The 21,555-nt window shown below is 63.0% G+C and carries 15 protein-coding genes and 1 tRNA gene; 4 read left to right on the forward strand and 12 right to left on the reverse strand.

Features of this window, described 5'->3' with window-relative positions; translation table 11 throughout:
• Positions 1-323 precede the first annotated feature (323 nt).
• On the forward strand, positions 324-464 hold the full coding sequence (locus KOM00_RS18435) for a hypothetical protein (RefSeq protein WP_216500470.1): 141 nt from the start codon (positions 324-326) through the stop codon (positions 462-464).
• 153 nt (positions 465-617) lie between these two features.
• Entirely contained in the window at positions 618-743 is a 126-nt protein-coding gene (locus tag KOM00_RS20845; RefSeq protein ID WP_268899015.1) for a hypothetical protein, read from the forward strand.
• Positions 744-1,023: 280 nt separating this feature from the next.
• Here the strand turns inward: KOM00_RS20845 and KOM00_RS18440 are convergent.
• The 3 genes from KOM00_RS18440 to KOM00_RS18450 all read right to left on the reverse strand — a co-directional run bounded on the left by KOM00_RS18440 (position 1,024) and on the right by KOM00_RS18450 (position 2,266).
• Positions 1,024-1,098 (reverse strand) — tRNA-Gly (locus KOM00_RS18440).
• Between the two features lie 149 nt (positions 1,099-1,247).
• The gene (locus KOM00_RS18445; protein WP_216500471.1) at positions 1,248-1,625 is read right to left on the reverse strand and encodes a response regulator; all 378 of its coding nucleotides are present in this window, start codon (positions 1,623-1,625) and stop codon (positions 1,248-1,250) included.
• A 95-nt stretch (positions 1,626-1,720) separates the two neighbouring features.
• A complete protein-coding gene (locus KOM00_RS18450; protein ID WP_216500472.1) occupies positions 1,721-2,266 on the reverse strand; it encodes a class I SAM-dependent methyltransferase in 546 nt (181 codons plus the stop codon).
• A gap of 418 nt (positions 2,267-2,684) precedes the next feature.
• Here KOM00_RS18450 and KOM00_RS18455 point away from each other — a divergent pair, with 418 nt between their 5' ends.
• Complete coding sequence (locus tag KOM00_RS18455; protein ID WP_216500474.1) at positions 2,685-2,960, forward strand: ribbon-helix-helix protein, CopG family; 276 nt, start codon at positions 2,685-2,687, stop codon at positions 2,958-2,960.
• A 28-nt stretch (positions 2,961-2,988) separates the two neighbouring features.
• Positions 2,989-3,951 (forward strand): Tim44 domain-containing protein, encoded by a 963-nt coding sequence (locus KOM00_RS18460; RefSeq protein ID WP_216500476.1) that lies wholly within the window; start codon positions 2,989-2,991, stop codon positions 3,949-3,951.
• Between the two features lie 147 nt (positions 3,952-4,098).
• Here KOM00_RS18460 and KOM00_RS18465 read toward each other — a convergent pair whose 3' ends face one another.
• From KOM00_RS18465 to KOM00_RS18505, 9 genes are all read right to left on the reverse strand, one after another.
• Positions 4,099-7,965 (reverse strand): PocR ligand-binding domain-containing protein, encoded by a 3,867-nt coding sequence (locus KOM00_RS18465; protein ID WP_328758781.1) that lies wholly within the window; start codon positions 7,963-7,965, stop codon positions 4,099-4,101.
• Between the two features lie 174 nt (positions 7,966-8,139).
• Entirely contained in the window at positions 8,140-10,251 is a 2,112-nt protein-coding gene (locus KOM00_RS18470; protein WP_216500478.1) for a chemotaxis protein CheA, read from the reverse strand.
• Positions 10,248-10,610, reverse strand: coding sequence for an STAS domain-containing protein (locus KOM00_RS18475; RefSeq protein ID WP_216500480.1), 363 nt, complete (start codon positions 10,608-10,610; stop codon positions 10,248-10,250). Before KOM00_RS18475 ends, KOM00_RS18470 begins: the two co-directional genes overlap by 4 nt.
• A gap of 57 nt (positions 10,611-10,667) precedes the next feature.
• Positions 10,668-14,369 (reverse strand): MCP four helix bundle domain-containing protein, encoded by a 3,702-nt coding sequence (locus tag KOM00_RS20945; RefSeq protein ID WP_216790995.1) that lies wholly within the window; start codon positions 14,367-14,369, stop codon positions 10,668-10,670.
• A gap of 75 nt (positions 14,370-14,444) precedes the next feature.
• The gene (locus KOM00_RS18485) at positions 14,445-15,041 is read right to left on the reverse strand and encodes an MBL fold metallo-hydrolase (RefSeq protein ID WP_216500483.1); all 597 of its coding nucleotides are present in this window, start codon (positions 15,039-15,041) and stop codon (positions 14,445-14,447) included.
• A 3-nt stretch (positions 15,042-15,044) separates the two neighbouring features.
• A complete protein-coding gene (locus KOM00_RS18490) occupies positions 15,045-15,653 on the reverse strand; it encodes a CheR family methyltransferase (RefSeq protein WP_216500485.1) in 609 nt (202 codons plus the stop codon).
• Positions 15,654-15,932: 279 nt separating this feature from the next.
• On the reverse strand, positions 15,933-17,546 hold the full coding sequence (locus tag KOM00_RS18495) for an ammonia-forming cytochrome c nitrite reductase subunit c552 (protein ID WP_216500487.1): 1,614 nt from the start codon (positions 17,544-17,546) through the stop codon (positions 15,933-15,935).
• Between the two features lie 158 nt (positions 17,547-17,704).
• Positions 17,705-19,600 (reverse strand): methyl-accepting chemotaxis protein, encoded by a 1,896-nt coding sequence (locus KOM00_RS18500; protein WP_216500488.1) that lies wholly within the window; start codon positions 19,598-19,600, stop codon positions 17,705-17,707.
• A gap of 298 nt (positions 19,601-19,898) precedes the next feature.
• A complete protein-coding gene (locus KOM00_RS18505) occupies positions 19,899-21,542 on the reverse strand; it encodes a PAS domain-containing sensor histidine kinase (protein WP_328758788.1) in 1,644 nt (547 codons plus the stop codon).
• Positions 21,543-21,555 lie beyond the last annotated feature (13 nt).

Consider the following 21,555-nt stretch of genomic DNA (forward strand, 5'->3'; position numbering starts at 1 on the left):
CAACGGCTACTTTGGCTTTGAATTCTGCGCTGTGACGGGTGCGATGTTGTGGCATTGAACCTCTCCTCTGGAAATAGGTCGGTCCATTGCTTATCACCCTGTCTCAAAAACCGCAACCACTTCAACTCGAACCAGTGAAGGGGTGATCCCCCTAAAAGGCCTTTGGTACCGCCAAGGGCTTTTTCGTTTTCCGGTTCAGGAATTCAACCGTTACCTCAGCACCGTGGGCGTTCTAGTAATAAAAGTACATCTGCCGTATAATCGTGGTATGGAACAGGAATAGAACTTTTACGTAATGCAATCTTACTACAAGGAGTAACATCATGAGTAAAGGCCAAGACAGCAAGAAATCATCCAAAAAGGAGCCGGCAAAAACACAAAAAGAAAAGAAGGCCGACAAACGGCTCAAAAAAGAGGAAAAAACCTCTGGCGTAAAGCTCACGATCGTACACAGTCCGTCTTGATACTGTTATCGAAGACAGCGACAGTCCGCGGTACTTTACCGCCTCTTGACAGCCACCGCGCTGCCGCTCTTCTTCCCTCCGAATTTCACACGCAACGGGTCTCCTCCAGCCTGCTCTTCACGTAACAAACCGTCTATAACAATAGGAGAAATCATGATCCTCGCAATAGTGGTTACCTGTGTCTTTTGTGCCGCGGCCCTCGCCCTCCTGAACAAGGGGCCGATGGACCGCCAATCCAAGCAGAGCACGGCCTACTGGGCGCGATTCGAAGGTAAATAGACCATATACAAATCGCATCTCCTTCGCAGCATGGAGCCTCCTAGTCGGCATCAACCCGCTACGACTCGTCAAGCTGATGGGACATGCTTTGAAACAGATGGTTTATGAGGTGTACGGGAATTACGTGGAAGGGCTGCAAGAGGGCGGGGAGAGAGTCTTCGACTACCTGGGGCGCGACTTCGTTATACCCCGGAAAAGCAAATCCCCGATTCCGTTTGGGACGGAACCGGGGACAGTTTCGAAAGGTTCGCTCTAAACACCTGAACCTGTTGTCGTTAATTGGAGCGGGAAACGGGGTTCGAACCCGCGACTTCAACCTTGGCAAGGTTGCACTCTACCACTGAGTTATTCCCGCTCAGCAGAGATCAGCTTTATAGCAAAACGGGTTTGCGCAGTCAACCCAAAAATTCCGCCTTCGGGCGGTTTTTTTCGCCGGCTCGGAAAAAGGCCGCTGCATCGGCATCTTTCGCGGATCGGCTCTCCTGGCGGGTTCGCGGTACCGCGCTACTTGCCGGTGAGCAGCTTGCGGATACTTTCGTAGATTTCCTTGGGCACGAAGGGCTTCATCAGGATACCCTTGGCTCCCGCATCGAGAGCGGCCTGGGTGTCGCAATCGAAATCGGAGGCGCTGGCTATCAGAACCCGGGCGTTGGGGTCCAGGGCGAGCAGGTCCTTGGTAGCATCGATGCCGTTTTTGTCTGGCATGTAGATGTCCATGATCACGATGTGCGGGCGCAGGGCGCGGTACCTCTCCAGGGCCTCGGCGCCGTCACCGGCCTCCCCGACTACGGTGAAGCCGATCTTCTCCAGCACGGCGCGCAACACCTGGCGAAAAAACATTTCGTCATCGACGATGAGAATCCTCACGTCCTTCAAAGCCATGCCGACCTCCGCACGCTGATTCCACAGCCACTTCTATTTAGCATCCTCTTATACTTTTTTTACAGTCAAAAGTCAAAATGCTGTCTCACTTTTTTTCAATCTGTCAGCCGGTACAGTGCCGCCACTGCGTGGCTGCAGTAATAGTGGCAGATGCGCTCGAAACGGAAGGGCGTTAATTCCCTGTCGAGTTGATCATGGGTGTAGCTCCTAGCATTGCAGTCACAACTGTAATAATGCTGTAGCAGCGATGCACAAGGAACTATATCGTCATGCCTGCTGTTGACTTCGATGAGGAATAAACCTCCTTGACGCAGATTGGCCACGACGTTTTCCAAGTACTGCTTTCTGCTGTTCCGCGTGGCGAGGATGTTGAAGACGAAGGTGGAGAGCACCAGGTCCACGCAAAGCCCCGCCCTCGGCAATTCACCGACCGTCAGAATCCCCGCCAGTCTCCCCGCCTCGGGATGGACCGCGAGCGCCTTCACCTGCTCAGGGACATCGGCCGCATACACCTGGAACCCCTCCCCGGTGAGATAGAGCGCGTTGCGCAGCCGACCCGCACCGTAGTCGAGCACCCCGCGTACCTGGGTGAGCCTGAAGAAGCGTGCGTATCGGATCACACTGCTGGCTGGTCTGATCATGTCGCCTCCCGGGAACCGGCCGCAGCTGCCGATACTCCAGCAACCTGCGCGGCCGGTGTCGTTTTTTCACCCGGTCAATTGTATAGCAATCCGGAAGAAGATTAATCGATTCAAATTTTCTTTTCCGCGGCAGAGCCGTTTGCGATTTTTATCAAAAATGGGTTGACACCCGGTCGGCGCGTTATTATTATCATGCCCTGTAAAGGGGAGTAGCTATCGGCCGGAGAAATGGCCGACTTCTGGTTCGTCAAGACGGTGGCAACACCCGGGCCCGAGGATAATTCTTAATAACAGCAAGACCTTTACCTGTAGCGAGCAGTCGCCCCGGGTAAAGGTCTTTTTTTTTATCGTCACACGGCGCCGCCGTGCTGCAACGGCGCCCTTTGCAACAGGCAAAGACCTGAAAGGAGAGGGAAAAATGGAACAGAAACAATACATGACCCAAGTAAAGAAAAAATCCGCCAGGAAGAAAAAGGAGCCCAAGGAGCCGGTACTGAAGAACGTGGTGTCGCTCAGGGTGAGTGACCAGGAGAAGCGCCTGCTGGAGCGTCTCACCAAGGCAACCTCGCTCAACGTATCGGACCTGGTGCGCGAGGCGATCGGCTTCTGGCTCGCCAAGGGGCTCCCGAAGGGGCGCATCCGCAGTACCGCAGGAAGGATCCCGGTGCAGCCGCTGCAACTGGCCGGCAACTGAACCAACCAACACACAGGAGAATAACCACATGAAACGGAACATCGCCAAGGCTTTTGCACTCTTTGCCGCAGTATTGCTGCTCAGCTCGACGGTGCTGGAAACCAGCGCCCATGCCCGCGCAGCCGGAGGACGCTCCATCGGGAGCCGCGGTACCCGCAGCTACTCGACCCCGGGTACCACGTACCGCCAGTCCACCCCGTCCCAGCAGTCGACCCCCTCCCCCATGCAGCAGCCGCAGATGCAGCAACCCTCCGCAGGTGGCGGCTTCCTGCGCAGCATGGCCGGCGGCATCGCGGGCGGTCTTTTGGGCGGCATGCTCTTCAGGGGGCTCGCCGGCGCAGGCGGGATGGGATACGGCGGCGGTGGCATCGGGCTCTTCGACATCCTGCTGCTGGCCGGCATCGGCTACCTGATCTACCGCATGGTGCGCAGGCGGCGCGGCGAGGCGCAGCTGCAGAGCGTCTCGACAGGCTACGGCTCCCAGGGGTACGACGCCTACCAGCAGAGCGTCCCGGCTTCCTACCGCGTGGAGGAACCGGCCCGGGACGACGTCCAGACCGGGCTGTCGCACCTGCGCCAGATGGACCCCGGCTTCGACGAGGGGCGCTTCAAGGACCTGGTGATGGACAACTTCTTCAAGATCCAGGGGGGGTGGATGAACCGCGACCTGCAGGCGCTCTCGCCCCTGCTCACTCCCGAGATGCAGGGGGTCTTCCGCGAGGACATCGAGCGTCTGCTGCGCGAGGGGCGGGTGAACCGGCTGGAGAACATCGCGGTGCGCAGCGTGGAGCTCGCCGAGGTCTGGCAGGAGGCGGGGCAGGACTACGTCACCGCCCTCATCTACGCCAACCTGCTCGACTACACCACCGACGAGCGCGGCAGCGTGCTCGAGGGGAGCAAGACCGAGCCGGTCAAGTTCGAGGAGTACTGGACCTTCACGAGGCCGGTGGGCAACAACAGCTGGCGCCTCGCGGCGATCAACCAGAAATAGGGCCAGCAGAATAAGATCAAGATTGAGATTTAGATAGAGCAAAGATGCAAAAGGGCGCCCCCATCCGGGGGCGCCCTTCTATTTTTGACACTATTGCCTGTTTTCGATTCCGCTATGTTGCTACTCCAGTCTCTCTTAATCTAAATCTTAATCTGAATTTCGGTCCAACACCTCCCTGACCTTGTGCAGCAGCGCCATCGGCTGCACCGGTTTCATGATCAGGTCGACGCTCTCGTCGAAGACGCCGCGCTTTTTCATGAAGTCGGCGGTGTAGCCGCTGGAATAGAGGACCTTGGCCGCAGGATCGATCCTCCTGATCTCCTCGAAGGCCTCCCTGCCGTTTTTCCCCGGCATGATCACGTCCATCAGCACCAGGTCGATCCTGCCGCGGTGCTCCAGGAACTTCTGCACGCAGTCGCCGCCGTCCACCGCCAGCACCACCCGGTAGCCGTACTTTTTCAGCAGCGACTCGACCAGCCCCCTGACGCTGGCATCATCCTCCGCCACCAGGACGGTCTCGGTCCCCGGCACCGGCGCAGCCAGATGCGGCTCACCGGCAAGCGCTCCCGCTTCGGCGGCGGCCTCGGGGAGGTAGATCTTGAACGTGGTCCCCTCACCCGGCTCGCTGTAGACGTTGATGAATCCCTTGTGCTGCTTGACGATGCCGTACACGATGGACATCCCGAGCCCGGTCCCCTTGCCGACCGCCTTGGTGGAGAAAAACGGCTCGAATATCCTGTCGCGGGTGGTCCGGTCCATGCCGTTGCCGGAATCGGAGACGATGATGCAGGCGTAACGTCCCGGGTCCCCGTACCCCTGGGACCTGGCGTAGGCCTCGTCCACCTGCTGCCAGCAGGTCTGGATGGTGAGGGTACCGCCGTCGGGCATGGCGTCCCGGGCGTTGGTGGCGAGATTCATCAGCACCTGCTCCAGCTGGCTCCCGTCGGCGCAGACGTGCACCTGCTCCTGTGCCGGGTTGAACTGCAGTTCGACGTCCTCCCCGATGATGCGCAGCAGGAACTTCTGCACCTGTCCCACCAGCGCGTTCAGATCGAGGGTGCGCGGGTTCATGACCTGCTTCCGGCTGAAGGTGAGCAGCCCGCGGGTGAGCTGCGAGCCCCGCTCGGCGGCCGCGATGATCTGGTCCACCTGCTCGTGCTGCTGGGTGCTGAGCGAGCCGTCCAGCCCCAGGAAGTTGCCGTAACCCACGATGACGGTGAGGATGTTGTTGAAATCGTGGGCGATCCCCCCCGCCAGGTGCCCGATGGCCTCCATCTTCTGGGACTGCCTGAGCTGCTCCTCGAGGTGCTTCTTATCGGTCTGGTCGCTGATCACGCAGGCGATCCTGGTGTTGCCCCCCTGGTCCTCGACCGGCGTGTAGGTCACGGTCACCGAACGCACCCCGCGTTCCGGGAAGGCCTGCTCCATCTCGAAGCGCACCGACTGCCCGGCCAGACAGGCGTCCAGGTGGTTCTTGATCTGGGCGAAATGCTCCTCGCCCACGACGTCGAGCACGGTCCGCCCCACCACCTGCTCTATGGTGAGATTGCGGTAGCGCAGGAAGGCGCCGTTGGCCATGCGGTAGCGGTAGTCGCGGTCCAGGACACAGATCAGGTCGCGGGAGCACTCGATCACCTTCAGGTACTCGAGCAGCCGCTCCTCGGAGCGCTTCTTCTCGGAGATATGCTGCGCCTGCTGCACGTTCTGCACGGCCATGCGGGAGAGCTGCCCCGCGATCTGGTACAACGCCTCGCAGACCTTGCGGAACTTTTCCCGGGACATCCGGTTCACCAGGGAGAGCGCCTCCCGGTATGCCGCGGGGTCGGCCCCGATTTCGTCGGCGTAGGCGGCCATCTTTTCCAGGTCAGCGTCCTCGTCCAGCACCTGGCCGACGAGCCAGTTGCCGACGTGGTGCCCCCCGACGCTGATGGTGGCGCAGCCGTCCCACAACCCGGCGCTCAGGCAGGGCTGCATGCCGAGGCCGTCCTGGCTGGCGCTGCCGAGATAGCAGCTGGAGCGGGTGCAGTTGGCGAGGCCGCGCTCGGTCTTTCTCACGATGTCGCTGCACGGGGAGCAGAAGTTGCTCGGGCGGGTGACCGGGCGCCCCGCGGCGTCGGTGATGATCGATGCGACGCCGGAGGCCTGCGCGAAGGCGTCCTGGATCGCCTGCAGCTCGTCCAGGTCGAAGAGGTCCTCCATGGAGATCGCCTCGATGTGCACCATCGGCTCGGTGAGCACGGCCAGCCGGTGCTCCAGCGCCTCTTCCATCCTTTTGCGTTCCGTGATGTCGCGCACGACCGCGTAGTCGTACTCGGTCCCGGCGTAGCTGAAGTAGTTGGCGGTGACCTCCACCGGCACCAGGCGGCCGTCCCGGGCCAGGTGCGTCCCCTCGAACTGGAGGCTCCCCCGCTCCTTGAGCGTCTCCCAGGTTTCCCGCCACCGCTCGGCATCGCACCCCGGGCGCAGGTCGCCGATCCGCATGGACCGGAACTCGGCCTCGGTGTAGCCGAGCATGGCGGTCGCGGCCCCGTTCACCTCGCAGATCCTGCCGTCGGGGCTGATCCAGTACCCCGCGTCCTTCATGTTGTCCATGGCGAACTTCTTGAGGTTCAATTCCTCGAGGTGGTTCATCGCCTCCAGCTCCTGGGCCATTCGGGAGCTGGCGATGCCGAGCAGCGTCTCGATCAGGGCGGGGTTTTGCAGCGGCGAGCGGCTCATGATGCCGAGCAGGCCGATCCCCTTTCCTTGGGCGTCCCAAAGCGGAGCCGCCGCGTACCCCTGCACCGCCAGGTCCCGCAGGATCCCGTCTTCCGGGAACAGCGCGCTCACCTCCCGGGGGTAGACGCAGACGTTCTTCCCCATGACGTTGTCGCAGGGGGTGCCGGCCAGCCGGTAGGTGATGTCGCTGCCGCCCCCCGACCGGGCGTAGAAGCCGTGGGTCCGGGCAGAGCCCCCATCCGGGGTCAGTTGGGCCACGAAGGCGTAGTCGACGTCGAGGCAGTTGGCCAGGTAACGGTTGATGCCGTAAAGAAGCTCGTCGGCGCGCTGTCTGGCGCCGCACTCGTTGATGAAGAAGAGCGTCTCCTCGATCATCTTCCGGTCCGCCGCCTGCTTGACGAGCTCGGCCGTCTTTTTCCGCACCTGGAGGCGGAGCAGCACGATGAAGACGCCGGCAGCGGCAAGGAACAGGATCAGGCCGGTAAGGGTCGGGGTCAGCCAGCCGGGCACCACGTGGAGGGAAGCGGCGTCGCCGTGAGACCAGCGATCCAGGGCCTTGTGGTAGGGAGAGCCCTCGGTGCCGCGCCATCCCGTCAGGTAACGGTCCAGTGTGGCGAGGAGGTCGGCGTTGCGCCCCTTCCCCGTGGCGAGGAAGATGTCGAAGGGGTTGAAGATGATGCCGGAGGAAACCAGGCCGTACTGGTACTGCTTGGCGGCGCCGAAGGTGTTGTTGACGACGCCGGCATCGACCCGACCGGCGGCCACCGCCTGGAAGATCTCCTCGAAGTTGCCGTACTCAACGAAGCGGCAGTTGATGCCGAACTTCTCCACCATGTTGCGAAAGCTCGCCCCGTTGAAGTCACGCTTCATCACGGCGATCTGCTTCCCCTCGACGTCCTTGATGCTGTTCAGGTTCGCCCTGCGCGGGACGTAGAGTTCCCCCCAGACGGTGAGCAGCGGCACCTTGCCGTAGTCGAGGAACTGGGTCCGCTCGCTGGTCCAGGCGACGCTGGTCAAGAGGTCGACCTCGCCGTTTTTGATGCGGGAGATCCCCTCGGCCCAGTCGCCGTAGACGTATTGGATGCGCCACCCCTCCCTGCGCGCGATTTCGGCAAGGGTGTCGACGTAGAAGCCCTGGATGCTGCCATCCTTGGCCTGGAAGATGCCGGGGTAGAAGTTGAACGCGGCGACGCGCACCGTCTGCTGGGTAGCGGCGGCAAGGCGGATCTGGAGGGAGAGCATGCCGAACAGGCACGCGGCAAGGAGGATGAAAAAGCGTCGGGTAACGAACTGCACACGAACTCCGGAGTAACCGATGCCACGAGACGGAAGGACTGCGGTCCCGGCCTCCCTCCCGTCACAAGGGAAACCGGCTACTTAGGGCGAAGCGATCATACAACGGCGCCGGGTCGGTTGTCCAAAGGGAGAGCGTTGTCGCTCCCCGCTCCCCGCCCCTCGCCCGGGGCGCCGTCAGGGCGCCTCTTCGGCCGACTTGAAGATGGCGGGGATGTCGAGGATGAGGGCCACCGACCCGTCCCCCAGGATGGTGGCGCCGGACATACCCTCGACCTGCTGGTACATCCGCCCCAGGGACTTGATCACCGTCTGGTGCTCCCCGATCACCCAGTCCACCACGAGCCCCACGCGTTTCCCCTCCAACTGGCAGATCACCACCTGCTGGATGGCCGGGGCCTTCCCCTCGATGCGGAACATCTTCCGGAGCGGGACGTAGGGGACCAGCTTCTCGCGCACGAGCAGTATGTCCCGCCCGTGCCCCTGCTCTATCTCCTTCTCGGTGAGGAGGATGCACTCGTCCACCATGGCCAGCGGCATCACGAAGCGGTCCTTGCCGATCTGCACCAGCAGGCTCTCGATGATGGCCAGCGTGAGCGGTATCTTCAGCGTGATGGAGGTGCCCCGGTCCGGTTCGCTCTTCACGTCGATGCTGCCGCGCAGCCCCTCGATGGCCTGCTTCACAACGTCCATGCCGACGCCGCGCCCCGAGACGCTGGTGACCTTGGCCGCAGTCGAGAAGCCGGGGGCGAAGATGAGCTGCCAGATCTCCCGGTCGGACAGCTCCGCGCCGGCGGGGATGATCTTGCGCTCCATCGCCTTGGCCCGGATCGCGTCGACGTTCAACCCGGCGCCGTCGTCGCGGATGGTGATCAGCACGCTGTCGCCGGAGTGTACCGCGGCGAGGTGGAGGCTGCCGACCCTCGGTTTTCCCTTGGCCAGGCGCTGTTCCGGCGTCTCGACGCCATGGTCGATGCTGTTGCGAATGATGTGCACCAAGGGATCGTTCAGCTTCTCGATGACGGTCTTGTCCAGCTCGGTGTCGGCCCCCTCGGTGGTCAGCTCGATCTCCTTGCCGAGCTCCGCGGAGAGATCCCTGACCAGCCGCTTGAACTTGGAGAAGGTGGCGCCGATGGGGAGCATCCTGATGTCGAGGGCGTTGTCCCTCAGGTCGTTGGTGAGCCGCTCCACCTCCTCGGCCACCGAGACCAGCTCGGTATGTCGTTTCAGCTCCTGGGCCACCAGGCTCAGGCGCGCCTGCACCGTCACCAGTTCGCCCACCAGGTTCACCAGGAGGTCGAGCTTGTCGGCGCTGACCCGGATGCTGGAGGCGGCCTCCTGGGTCTGGGTCTGGGCATGGCGCTCCTGGCGGATCTCCTTGACGTGCTGCTGTTCGACCAGGGCCGAGGTGATGGTTGCCGCGTCCACCATCCCCGCCTCGAGCGCAAGCTCTCCGAATTTCTTCTGTTTCCCCAGCAGGTGCTGCATCTGCTGTTTTGTCAGGTCGCCGCGCTCGACCAGGATCTCGCCCAGCTTCTTGTACCCCGCCTCCGGCTCGACGCCGGTGCCGTCGTCGATGACGGCGACGCTCAGCTCGCAGGAGTCTGCCATGAAGATGAAGACGTCGTCGATCGCGTTCCTGCCGGCGCTGGTGCTGAGGATCACGTCCCAGTACATGTAGCAGAGTTCCGGGTCCAAGGCGTCCAGGGGCCGCATCTCGCAGGTGTTGGCGACTATGTTGCACGGCCCGAGCTCCTGCAGTTCGCGCAACAGGGTCAGCGGGTTCCCGCCGCTTGTGAAGATCTCCGGCTCGGGGCGGAAGCGGATGCGGTAGGTGACCGTCGGCGCCGGCGGGTCGGCTTGCTCCTCAGGCGGGCCCTGCCGCCCCGGCTTCGGCTCCGCGTCCTCCTGCTCCGGAACCAGGGCGCGAAAGCCTCTGATCACCTCGTCGTTACGCTGCAAATCCGCCGGTGTGCCGCTTTCGGCGGACTCCAGCATGTCCAGGATGCAGTCCCGGGCGGCGAGGCTCAGGTTGACCAGTTCCTTGCTCACCGCCAGTTCGCCGTTGCGTACCAGGTCGTACACGGTCTCGACGTTGTGGGTGAAAGAGGCGACGTCGTCGAAGCCGAACATGGCCCCCGACCCCTTGATGGTGTGCATGGTCCTGAAGACGCGGCCGACGATGCCGAGATCGTCCGGGTTCTCCTCCATCTCGAGAAGGGCCTCCTCCAGGTCCGCCAACAGCTCCCTGGCCTCGTCCTTGAACGCCTGGGCAAAAGCATCACTCATACCGTCACCTTGTCCGTATCGATGCGCCAGATGCAGGTCCCGTCCACGTCCTGGACGCACCCCTTGAGCCGGGGCAGCCCCGCCACCTCGGCTATGGCCGCGAGGGCCTCGTTGCGGCCGGTCAACAGGTAGGGGATCCCCTGCGCCACCGAGGTCCTGTGGCAACTGCACAAAAGCTGCAGACCGGTCACGTCGATGGCGGTGAGCCCCACCAGGGAAAGTTCCACCGTCTTTCCCGCCGCAAACGCCTGCAGCAGCCGCTCCCTGAGCTCGCCGACATTGGCTATGGTCATCTCCCCGGAGAAGGTGACCAGGGTGCGCTCCTTCTTCTTGAAGATCTTCACTTGTGCCGCTTCCATAGCATCCTCACCCAAAGTCCCGGGCGGCCTGTTCGGGCCGCCCGGGGATTGTCGCTGCTAGAACCTCTCGAAGTCGCTGTCGCCGTCCATGTCGGCCAGGACCAGGTCGTGCCCCATGGCCTTCTTGGCCTGCGCGCCCGACCTCTGCTTCAGCTGCTTCACCTCGCTCTTCGCCGCCGACCTGGTGAGCTGCTTGGGCGCCGCATGGTGCTCCCGCGCCGCCATGTCGACCTTGAAGAAGGAGATGGTCGACTGCAGCTGCTCCGACTGCGAGGAGAGTTCCTCGGCGGTGGAGGCCATCTCCTCGCTGGACGAGGCGTTCTGCTGGATCACCTGGTCCAGCTGCTGGATCGCCTTGTTGATCTGCTGGGCGCCGGTGTCCTGCTCCTTGCTGGAGGCGTTGATCTCCTGCACCAGCTCGGCCGTCTTCTGGATGTCCGGGAGGATGGCGGAGAGCATCTCGCCGGCCCGCTCGGCGACCTCGACGCTCGACACGGAGAGCTCGGAGATCTCGCCCGCGGCGACCTGGCTCCTCTCGGCGAGCTTTCTCACCTCGGAAGCCACCACCGCGAACCCTTTGCCGTGCTCCCCGGCGCGGGCCGCCTCGATCGCAGCGTTCAAGGCCAGCATGTTGGTCTGGCGCGCGATCTCCTCGATGATGGAGATCTTCCCGGCGATGTCCTTCATCGCCTGCACCGTCTCGGCGACCGCCTTGCCACCTTCCTTGGCGTCGTCGGCGGATTTCACCGCGATCTTTTCGGTCTGCTGCGCGTTGTCCGCGTTCTGCCTTATGTTGGCACTCATCTCCTCCATGGAGGAGGACGCCTCTTCGGCCGCGGCCGCTTGCTGCGATGCCCCCTGCGACATGGACTGGGCGTTGGCGGAGAGCTGGACGCTGCCGCTGGCGACGTTGTCCGCCGCCACCTTCACCTCGGTCACCACCTCGGTGATCTTGCCGACCATGGCGGAGAGCGCGTGGATCAGCTCGTCCTGGGCGCTCCGCTCCTTGAGGGAGACCATCAGGTTGCCGTTGGAGACCTCCTTGGCAGCGTCGGTGATCTTGTTGATCGCCTCGATCAGCACGTTCAGGTTGGTTTTGATCAGGTTGTACTGCCCCTTGTACTCGGTCACGATGGCCGGGGGCATGTCACCCTTGGCGATGCGGTCCACGTAGTCCGCAGTCACCATGAGCGGGTTGACGATGTTGGTGACCGTGTCGTTGACGCCGGAGACCAGCTTGTGCCACCCCCCGACGAAGAGCGTGGCGTCGGCTCGCTGGTCCAGCCTCCCCTCTGCCGCCGCCTGGATGATGATGTCGGTCTGCTGCAATAGCTCGTTCATCATCTTCACCACCGCGTTCAGGTTCTCCTTGATGATGTTGTACTGCCCCTTGTACTCGGTCACGATGGCGGGGGGAATGACACCCTTGGCAACCTTGTCCACGTAGTCGGCGGTCACCATGAGAGGGTTCACGATGTTGGTGACCGTGTCGTTGACGCCGGAAACCAGCTTGTGCCACCCCCCGACGAAGAGCGTGGCGTCGGCTCGCTGGTCCAGCCTCCCCTCTGCCGCCGCCTGGATGATGATGTCGGTCTGCTGCAATAGCTCGTTCATCATCTTCACCACCGCGTTCAGGTTCTCCTTGATGATGTTGTACTGCCCCTTGTACTCGGTCACGATGGCGGGGGGAATGACACCCTTGGCAACCTTGTCTACGTAGTCGGCGGTCACCATGAGCGGGTTCACGATGTTGGTGACGATGTTGTTCACCCCCATGACCAGCTCCTTCCAGCCGCCGATGAAGAGCTCGGCGTTGGCACGCTCGTCAAGCTGCCCGTCGGCCGCCGCCTTCACCACCTTGTTCGCCTCGATCAGCAGGTTGTTCATGATGTCGATGCAGTTGTTGAGGTTCAGCTTGATCTCGTTGAAGTCGCCGTTGTAGTTGTCGGTGATCCTGGGGGGGATGTCCCCCTTGGAGATGCGGTCCACGTACTCCGCCGCCACGTTCAGCGGCCCGATCACCGCGTCCAGGGTCTCGTTCACCCCGGCCACGATCTTGCGGAAATCACCCTGGTGCTTGGTCGCGTCGGCGCGGGTGGCGAGTTTCCCGGCCACGGCCGCCTGCACCAGCATGTCCGCGTCGGCGATGAGCGCCTTCAGGTTCGTGCGCACCTGCTCGATGGTGTCGTTGATGAACGCCTTCTTGCCCGGGAACTTCTCCAACTCCGCCTCGAAGTTGCCGCGCCCGAACTCGGCGATGCAGGCCATCGCCTTCTTCTTCACCGCGATGTGGCCGTTCACCATGTTGTTCACGCCCGCCGCCATGTCGCGGTAGACCCCCTGGTAGTTGCCGGCGGCGATCTGCGCGTCGATGTCGCCCAGGTCGTGCTGTTTGGACATGTTGTTCATGTCTGCGATCAGCGCATCCAGCGTGTCGATGCAGACGTTGAGGTTGTTCTTGATCTCGTTGAAGTCGCCGTTGTAGCTGTCGGTGATCCTGGGCGGGATGTCCCCCTTGGAGATGCGGTCCACGTACTCGGCCGCAACGTTAAGCGGCCCGATCACCGCATCCAGGGTGTCGTTCACCCCCGAGACGATCCTCCTGAAGTCGCCCTGGTGCCTGGTGGCGTCGGCGCGGGTGGCGAGTTTTCCGTCCACCGCCGCCTGCGAGAGCATCGCGGCGTCGGCAACGAGGGCGTTCACCGCGTCGATGCAGACGTTCAGGTTGTTCTTGATCTCGTTGAAGTCGCCGTTGTAGCTGTCGGTGATCTTCGGCGGCACGTCCCCCTTGGAGATGCGATCCACGTACTCCGCGGCCACGTTCAGCGGGCCGATCACGGCGTCCAGGGTGTCGTTCACCCCCGCCACCACCTTCTGGAAGTCTCCCTGGTGCTTGCCGGCGTCGGCGCGGGTGGCGAGCTTTCCAGCGATGGCCGCGTCGGAGAGCATGGAGGCGTCGGCGACCAGGGCCTTGATGGAATCGACCATCTTCTGCATGGCGGCCATGACTGAATCGCTGGAGACCCCCTTGAGGTCGATGGCGACGCTCATGTCGCCCGCGGCGACGCGGTTGGCCACCTCGCCCACCTCTTTCGGGTCGGCCCCCAGCTGCTTCTGGACGATCCTGGTGATGAAGAGTCCGAGACCGACGGCGAGCAGTATGCCGACGGCGATGAAGATCAGCATGGTGGTCGTGGCGGTTGCCGCCACCTCGGCGTTGCCGGCGGCGGTCGCTTTGCCCTGCTTGAGCTTGGCGTCTACCAGGGCCTCGATTGCGTTTTGCTCCTCACGCGAGGCCTTGCTCCCCGCTCCCCTCATGACCGCCTGGGCCTCAGGGATCTTCCCCGCCTTGGCCAGCGCGATCATCTGGTCCACCATGGGGCCGTAGACCGAGCGGGTGCGCTTGAATTCCTCGAAGAGCTTGCGTCCCTCGTCCGTCATAATGGTCTTCTCGAACTCCGCCGAGACGGTGTTGATCTCTTCGCGGAACTTCGCGATACGCCCGATCTTCTCCTGCTGCTCCGTGCCGGTCGTGTCCATCATGTCCCTGAGATTCACCCGCATCCTCTGGAAGGAAGTGGAGATGTCCTGCAGGTGTGCCATCGGAACGGTGACCTTCTCGTACAGCTTGGCGTCGGCCTGCTCGATCACCCGGATTTCCCTGATGCCGAAGTACCCTACCACGCCCGCTACGATGGCGACCGCGATAAAGCCCGTCATCAACTTGGCGCCCAGCTTCAAATCGTAGAACCACTTCATGCCTACCTCCCTTGTGCCTTGCGTTATTTCACAGATCCCAATGGTGTCCCCCGCCAGCGCGGAGGGGCCGTCGTCTCAGTTCATCTCCGCCCCCAGCACGAACTCCAGGCTCTTGCGCAGCATCTCGTGCGCCCCCTCCACTACCGGCTGGTCGTGACCGGAATATATCCTCTGTATCTTCAGCGCGGTGAGCCTCTTCAGGGCCTCGATGTACTCCCGGCAGTAGCTCCCCCCCGCCGCCAGCACCCTTATCAGGGTATCGCCTGAGAACAGCGCCTGGAGCGAGCGGGCGTAGAGGCAGACGGAATCGTCCGAGTGTCCAGGAGTATGCAGCACCTCGAGGAAGTCATCCCCCGCCTTGATGAACTGCCGGTCGTGGAGCACCTCATCAACCAGGGGACCGTGACCGTAGGCCAGGACCCTGCAACCGAACGCCTCCTTCAGCGCGGCGACCCCGGCCGTGTGGTCGAAGTGGTTGTGGGTGAGAACCACCTGCTGCACCGGCTCCTTGCCGAACCCCGTGGAGAGCTCCCGGATCTCGGCCAGGATGAAATCGTCCACCCCGGGATCGATCAGGGTATTGACGTCCTCGATCCGGTTCCAGTCCCCCAGGATGAGGTACGAGTTGCAGCTGTAGGTCGCGGGACTCTTCTTCAGGGGGACGATCTTCATCGGCTAGCCCCCGACCTTCTTGAACAGCTGGGCGTCCGGCACCACCTGTTCGAAGAGATGAGCGACTTCCTGGGGGAGCTTCTGGGTGTTTTCGGTGGCGAGGTAGGCGCCGGGGGCGAGGGCTTCGTGGAACATCTTGAAGACCTCGACTCGCTCCCGGTACTGGAAATGGAGCAGCACGTTCTTGCACACCACGAGGCAGTAGTCGCTGCCGGGGGCTTTGAGTGAGAGGAGGTCGTGGTACTGGAAGTTGATCCGGTCGCGCAAAAGCGGCACCACCCGGTGATGGCCCGGCTTGTCCGCTGGTTCGAAGTACTTTTCGAAGAGTTCCACCGGGGTGCGCTGCAGTTCTTCGTAGGGATAGGTCGCCGCGTTCACCACGTCGCCGAAGTTGTTGGCGCTGTCATAGTCGGTAGCGTCGATGCGCAGGTTCTTGAAGCCGAAGGAGTTCATCTTCTGGGCGAAGATCATGGCTATGGTGTAGGTTTCCTGCCCCAGCGCGCAGCCGGCGTCCCAGACCTTGATGCGGCTTCGCCCCATCGCGTAGCCGATCATGTGGTCGGCCGCGTGCTCAAGTGTGGGCTGGTCGCGCATGAAGAACGTGAATGCCATGGAACGCTCCTGACTATAAAGGTTAGCGAAACGACCGCTACCATAACTCCCATCAGTGTCATTTATCGGAACCCGGTTCTATTCCTTGAATGTTGTGTTTACACTTTTCGGTTATTTTTTTCTAATCGCACTGACAGAAGGCCGGTTTTCGCATGGAAACCGCAACCAGTGACAGAAAAAAACCGCCTGTGACTGTCGCCGGGCGGTCCGATACATGAAAAAAGCCCCGTCTCCATGCGGAGGCGGGGCTTTCCTTTTTTGCCGCGGTTGTCTTCGCCGCTATTTCTTGGGCTCTTCCTTCTTGGCTGCCGCCATGGCGTCGGTGAGGACCTTGACCCCCGCCTTGGAGGCGGCGATGGAGCCGGTCAGCGATTCGCGGGCGAGGTCGGGGTTGTGGAAGCCGTCGGAGTTCTCGGCGGTCCAGTATTCCCAGAGGACGTGCGCCTCCTCGTGCTTCGCGCGCGCCTGGTCCAGGACGGTCGGGGCAACCCCCATACGCTGCGCGGCGGCGTAGGTGTCGATCAGCTGCCCGAGCCAGTACTCGGCCTTGCGCATCTTACCCTTCACGTAGTTCTGCACCGCGTCGATCTCGTAAGCCTTCTTGGCCACGCTGTCTTTGGGGTGGCAGCCAAGGCACGCCTCCTTGACGTGGTTCTTGGGACGGATCACGCCGTGGGAGGAGAACTTCTTGCCGTTTTTGTCCTTCTTCTGCGGCATGTGGCACTGGTGGCACTGAACGCCCGCCTTGTCGTGCACGCTCCCCGCGTAGGTCTCGGCCTCGGGGTGCTGGAACTTGATCAGGCGCGCGCCGGTCACGGCGTGCTTGAAGTCGAAGAAGTTGAGATCCTGGTAGTGCTTTAAAAGCTGCAGCGAGTTCTTGAGCGGGAAGTGGTTGGTGCGCAGGTCGTCGTACTTCACCGGCTTGCCGTCGCTCCACTGGGTGCCGGCGTTGCAGTTGTACTCGACGTGGCACTGCGCGCACATCATCCTGGAGTCGGTCTTTTGCATCACGCCGATCTTCCTGAAGCCGCGGAAGTCGATCACCTTCAGGTCGGTGGCGCCGTTCTTGGCGAAGATGTTCCCCTTGGGGTCCTTCTCGACCGCCTGGATCAGGGCGTCGCGCACCACGCGCGGCTGGGTGCCGTGCGGGTCGTGGCAGTGCACGCAACCGACCGGGTTGTTGGTGTCCTTGGCGACGTCGACGATGTTGGAGGTGCGGTCCCACTTCGCCTTGGGATCCTTGTCACCCATGAACTTCCACTTCAGGAGGTGGTCGGAGGTCTTGCACTGGATGCAGGTCGGGTTGCCGGCCATGGCGGTCTCCGGGAGCTTCTTCCCGGTGTCGGTCAAGACGTCCCAGGTCTTGCCGGTGGAGGTCACCCCTTTCCACCCCTCCTTGAACTGGAAGCGCCCACCCTGGAAACGGTCCACCACGAACTGGTCGATGACCATGAAGGCGTGGCCGCGCGGCTCGTTATGCTCGATGGTGAAGCCGTGCCCGGCGAGGAGTTTGTCCTGCATCGGGGAGCGGCCGGTGGGGGTTCCCTTCTCCTTCCTCGCCGCCGCCTCGTAGTTCACCTCGAAGAAGCTGTCGTACTGTGCCTTGTGGCACTTGCCGCACAGCGTTGCGTCTATGACGGTGACCGGCTTGTTCTTCTCCGGGTCGCTCATGTGGGCGTCCAGCTTGTCGTGGCACACCTTGCAGGAGAGCTTGGCGTGCTTGGACCCTTCCTTGAGCGCCTTCACCTCGTCGTGACAGTCGTAGCACTTGGCCCTGCCGTCGTTGGCCACCTGCACCGGCTTGGTTTTCGCCGCGGTGGTCAGGGCGGGGATCGACAACAAAGCGATCGCCCCGGCGATTGCCGCCGTCACAGCCACATTCTTCTTGAGCATCGTTTCCTCCTTCAGTAGTGTATGGGTTTCCGGCCGCCTGCACCGATTACAGCCCCTCATGGCCCGCACCGCAAAAACGCGCCCCATTCATGCACGAAATGGTGGGGAAAATATTTGACGGAAGTCAATTTTCCGCAAAAACCCTCGGACGCCTCCCGTTAAAGTTTGAATCTTCCCACGATCCCCTGCAGATCGCGGGCGACGTTGGCCAGCTGGCCGGCGGTGTCGGCGCTCTGCTGCGATCCGCGGGCCGCCTGCTGCACGACCGCTGTGACGTTGTGGATGTTGGAGCTGATCTCGCCCGTGGTCGCCGTCTGCTCCTCGGCCGCGGTCGCGATCTGGTTCACCTGCCCGGTGACCGCGTCGACCTGCTCGAGGATCCGCCTGAGCGCCTCCTCGAGCTGCGCCGCTTCCTCGACCCCGCGCTCGGTCTGCTCCACCCCCTGTTCCATGGAGAGGATCGCCGTGCGTGTCTCGGTCTGCATGGCCCGGATCATCTCGGAGATCTCCTTGGTGGCGCGGGTGGTGCGCTCCGCCAGGGCCCGCACCTCGTCCGCCACCACGGCAAACCCCCTCCCCTGCTCCCCGGCGCGGGCCGCCTCGATGGCGGCGTTCAGGGCCAGCAGGTTGGTCTGGTCCGCGATGTCCTCGATGGTGGCCACGATGGCGCCGATCTGCTCGGAACGCTCCCCGAGCGAGGAGATCGCCTCCGCGTTGCTCCGGGTCAGCTCGCCGCGCTCCCTGATCCCGTGCACGGTGGCCGTCAAGACCGAGAACCCCTGCCGGGTGGTGCCGGTGGCCTCCCTGGAGCTCTGGGCGGCAAGATGGCAGTTGCGGGCGATGTCCGAGGCGGTGGCGGCCATCTCCTCGCTCGCCGTGGCCACGCCGACGCTCTGAGCCGCAGCCTCCTCCACTGCCAGCGAGATGGAGCCGGCCGTCTCGGTCAGCGTGACGGCCCCCCCGGCGAGGCGCCCCGAGGCGTCTGCGATCTGCTGGATGATCCCCCGCACGCTGGCTATGAAGGTGTTGAGCTTCGCGGCGAGTTCCCCGAGCTCGTCGCGCCTCGCCCCCACGTCGATCCTCGCGGTGAGATCCCCTTCCCCTTCGGCGAGTTCCGACACCCGCTGGCAGAGGAGTCCAAGCGGGGCAAGGAGCCTTTTCAGGAACACCACCATCACCGCCAGGCCGACCACCAGGAAGAGTGCGCCGATCAGGGCCAGCACCGCGAACTGGCGCCGCACCGGCGCTGCCACCTCCTCGTGATCCATTGCCACGCAGAGATACCAGCCGGTGGCCGGGACCCGGGCGAAGGACATCACCATCTTCTTGCCGTTCAGGCGGTAGGAGAGCTCCCCTGTCGCCTTGCCGCCGAACTCCTTCTCGATGTTGGAAAAGTCGGGGGAGAGCTCCTGCAGCTTCTTCTTCATGGCGTAGTCGGGGCTTGGGTGCGCGAGGATCCTTCCCGCCGCGTCGGAAAGAAAGGCGTACCCGGTCTCCCCGAACTTGACGCCGAGAACGGTCTTGGTGATGAAGTCCAGGGTGACGTCGGAGCCGTAGACCCCGACCAGGGTGCCCCCTTCCACCATGGGGCTTATGAAGGTGATGATCCCCTTGCCGGTCGAGGCTGCGATGTAAGGCTCAGTCAGGCCCGTCTTCAGCTTCTTTTTCCCCTCCATGTACCAGGGGCGCTTGCGCGGATCGTAGTCGGCGGGGGGCTTCCAGTCGTCGGAGTAGATCACGGTGCCGTCCTCGTACCCGGGGTGGGTCTTGGAGAAGCCGCCGGCGGCGTTGTTGGTCTTGATGACGTTCGAGATGTAGGCGGGGTCGGCAGGGTGGCGGGCCAGGTCCTTGGCACCGGCTTCCACCACCGCGAGCTTTGCCTGGATCCAAGTGTCCAGGTTGGCCGCGTTCTCCCGGGCCAGCACGATCATCTTGTCCTGCAGCATCTGGGACATGATCCGGCTGGAACTGACAAAAGCTGCCGCGACAAGAGACGTGATGGCAATGGCGAATACAGCGACCACCGTTAGGTTCACTTTCGTTCTAAGGTTCATGACCTCTCCTTGTTTGGACGGATTGCGATGAAGGAGTTAACCTAGTGCCCTATCGGTTGGAGGGTCTGTTACTTGAGAACGCATTCAGATTTAGCGGTGGAATGGTCAGATGCAACACGGCATTATGCCGCGGCGCTGGGGGTAATGATAAAAAGAGGTGGGACTGAGACGGTGAGTGACGGGCTTGTACCAGTATCTGCGGCTTTAGAAGTTAGCAGGAACCAACGCGCAAGGGAAGGGATACCGGGCAGACGGGAAGGGGCCGGACAGGGGGGGCGGACCGCAGGGGCAGAAGGGATCATCCTGGCGGCGCCAGCCTCCCCCCTGCGGGGATCAGCGCCTGTCGCAGCGCCCCCAGCAACTCTTCGGGCTTGACCGGCTTTTGCAGGTAGGCGCCGCCGCCGCCGATCCCCTTCTCGGACATGACGTCGGCGGGATAACCGCTCATGAAAATCACGGGAAGGCCCGGGGCGAGCTGCCGCACCCGCTCGCAGAGTTCCCTCCCGTTCATGCGCGGCATGACCACGTCGCTTAGCATCAGTTGCACGCTCCCCAGGTTTTGCCGGAACAGCTCCAGGGCCTCCTGGCCGTTGCAGGCCGTCAGCACGCGGTAGCCGTGCCGCTCCAAAAGCAGCCGGGTCATGTTGCGCACCGTCTCCTCGTCCTCGACCAGGAGCACGGTGCCGCTCCCCGCGCCGCAGCGCCCCCCGGCGTCCCCGCGTTCCCGGCAGGGGCGCTCGCCGGACAGGGGGAGGTAGATGCTGAAGCTTGTGCCGGCACCGGGCGCGCTCTGCATGCGGATCGCCCCGTTGTGCTTCTTTATGATGCCGTAGCTTGAGGAGAGCCCGAGCCCGGTCCCCTTCCCCACCTCCTTGGTGGTGAAGAACGGCTCGAAGACCCGCTCCTGCACCTCCTTGTCCATCCCGGTGCCGTTGTCCGAGACGGTGATCACGGCGCAGCGGCCGGCGGGAAGGTCCTCCCCCTCCGGCTCGGCGACGCCGGTGGAGATGTCGAGCACCCCTCCCCCGGGCATGGCGTCGCGGGCGTTCACCGCCAGGTTTATGAGTACCTGCTCCAGCTGGCCGCGGTCGGCCAGGCAGCAGAGTTCCTCCCCGCAGACCCGCACCACGAGCTCGATCTCCTCGCTGATCAGCCGCGACAGGCTCTTGTGCAGTTCCGCCACCACCTGGTTCAGGTCCACCGTCTCCAGGTGCACCTCCTGCTTTCTGCTGAAGGCGAGAAGGCTCCGGGTCATCTCCGCGGCCCGCTCCACCGAGATCATGATCTCGCCGGCCATGGCGGCGGTCTCGCTTTCCTCCGTGTTGATCTGGATCAGCGAGGCGTATCCGGCGATGACGGTCAGGATGTTGTTGAAGTCGTGTGCGATTCCGCCGGCCAGGGTGCCGACCGCCTCCATCTTCTGCGACTGGCGCAGTTGCTCCTCCAAAAGCTTGCGCTCGCTCACGTCCTTGATGAGGCAGGCCACCCGCTCCACGCGGTCGCCGTCGAAGACGGGGGAGAAGGTGACCAGCAGGTGGCGCTTTCCCTTGTCCGCGTAGTGGTGGCTGTCCTCGTAGCTTAGCTCATTGCCGGCGAAACAGGCGTCGATCTGCGGCTTTATCCGGGCGAAGGTCTCCTCCCCGATCACCTCCGGGAGGGTGCGGCCGATCAGGTCGGGAAAGCGGCTCCTGCGGCACTCGAGGTAGGCCTCGTTGGCCATGAGGTAGCGGTAGTCGCGGTCGAAGACGTAGATGAGGTCGCCGGTGCACTCGAACACCTTGCGGTACTCCATGAGCCGCTGCTGCGCCCGGTTCAGCTCCTGGACCTTCTGCTCCAGCGTCCGGTTCACCAGCACCAGTTCCTGGTACAGCGACCGCGCCTCCCCGTGCACCGGGTACGAGAACATCCCGTATTCCATCCCCTGCTGATCAGAACCTGGCACTATCCCTCCACGA

The organism is Geomonas diazotrophica, assembly GCF_018919385.1.
GTDB lineage: Bacteria > Desulfobacterota > Desulfuromonadia > Geobacterales > Geobacteraceae > Geomonas > Geomonas diazotrophica.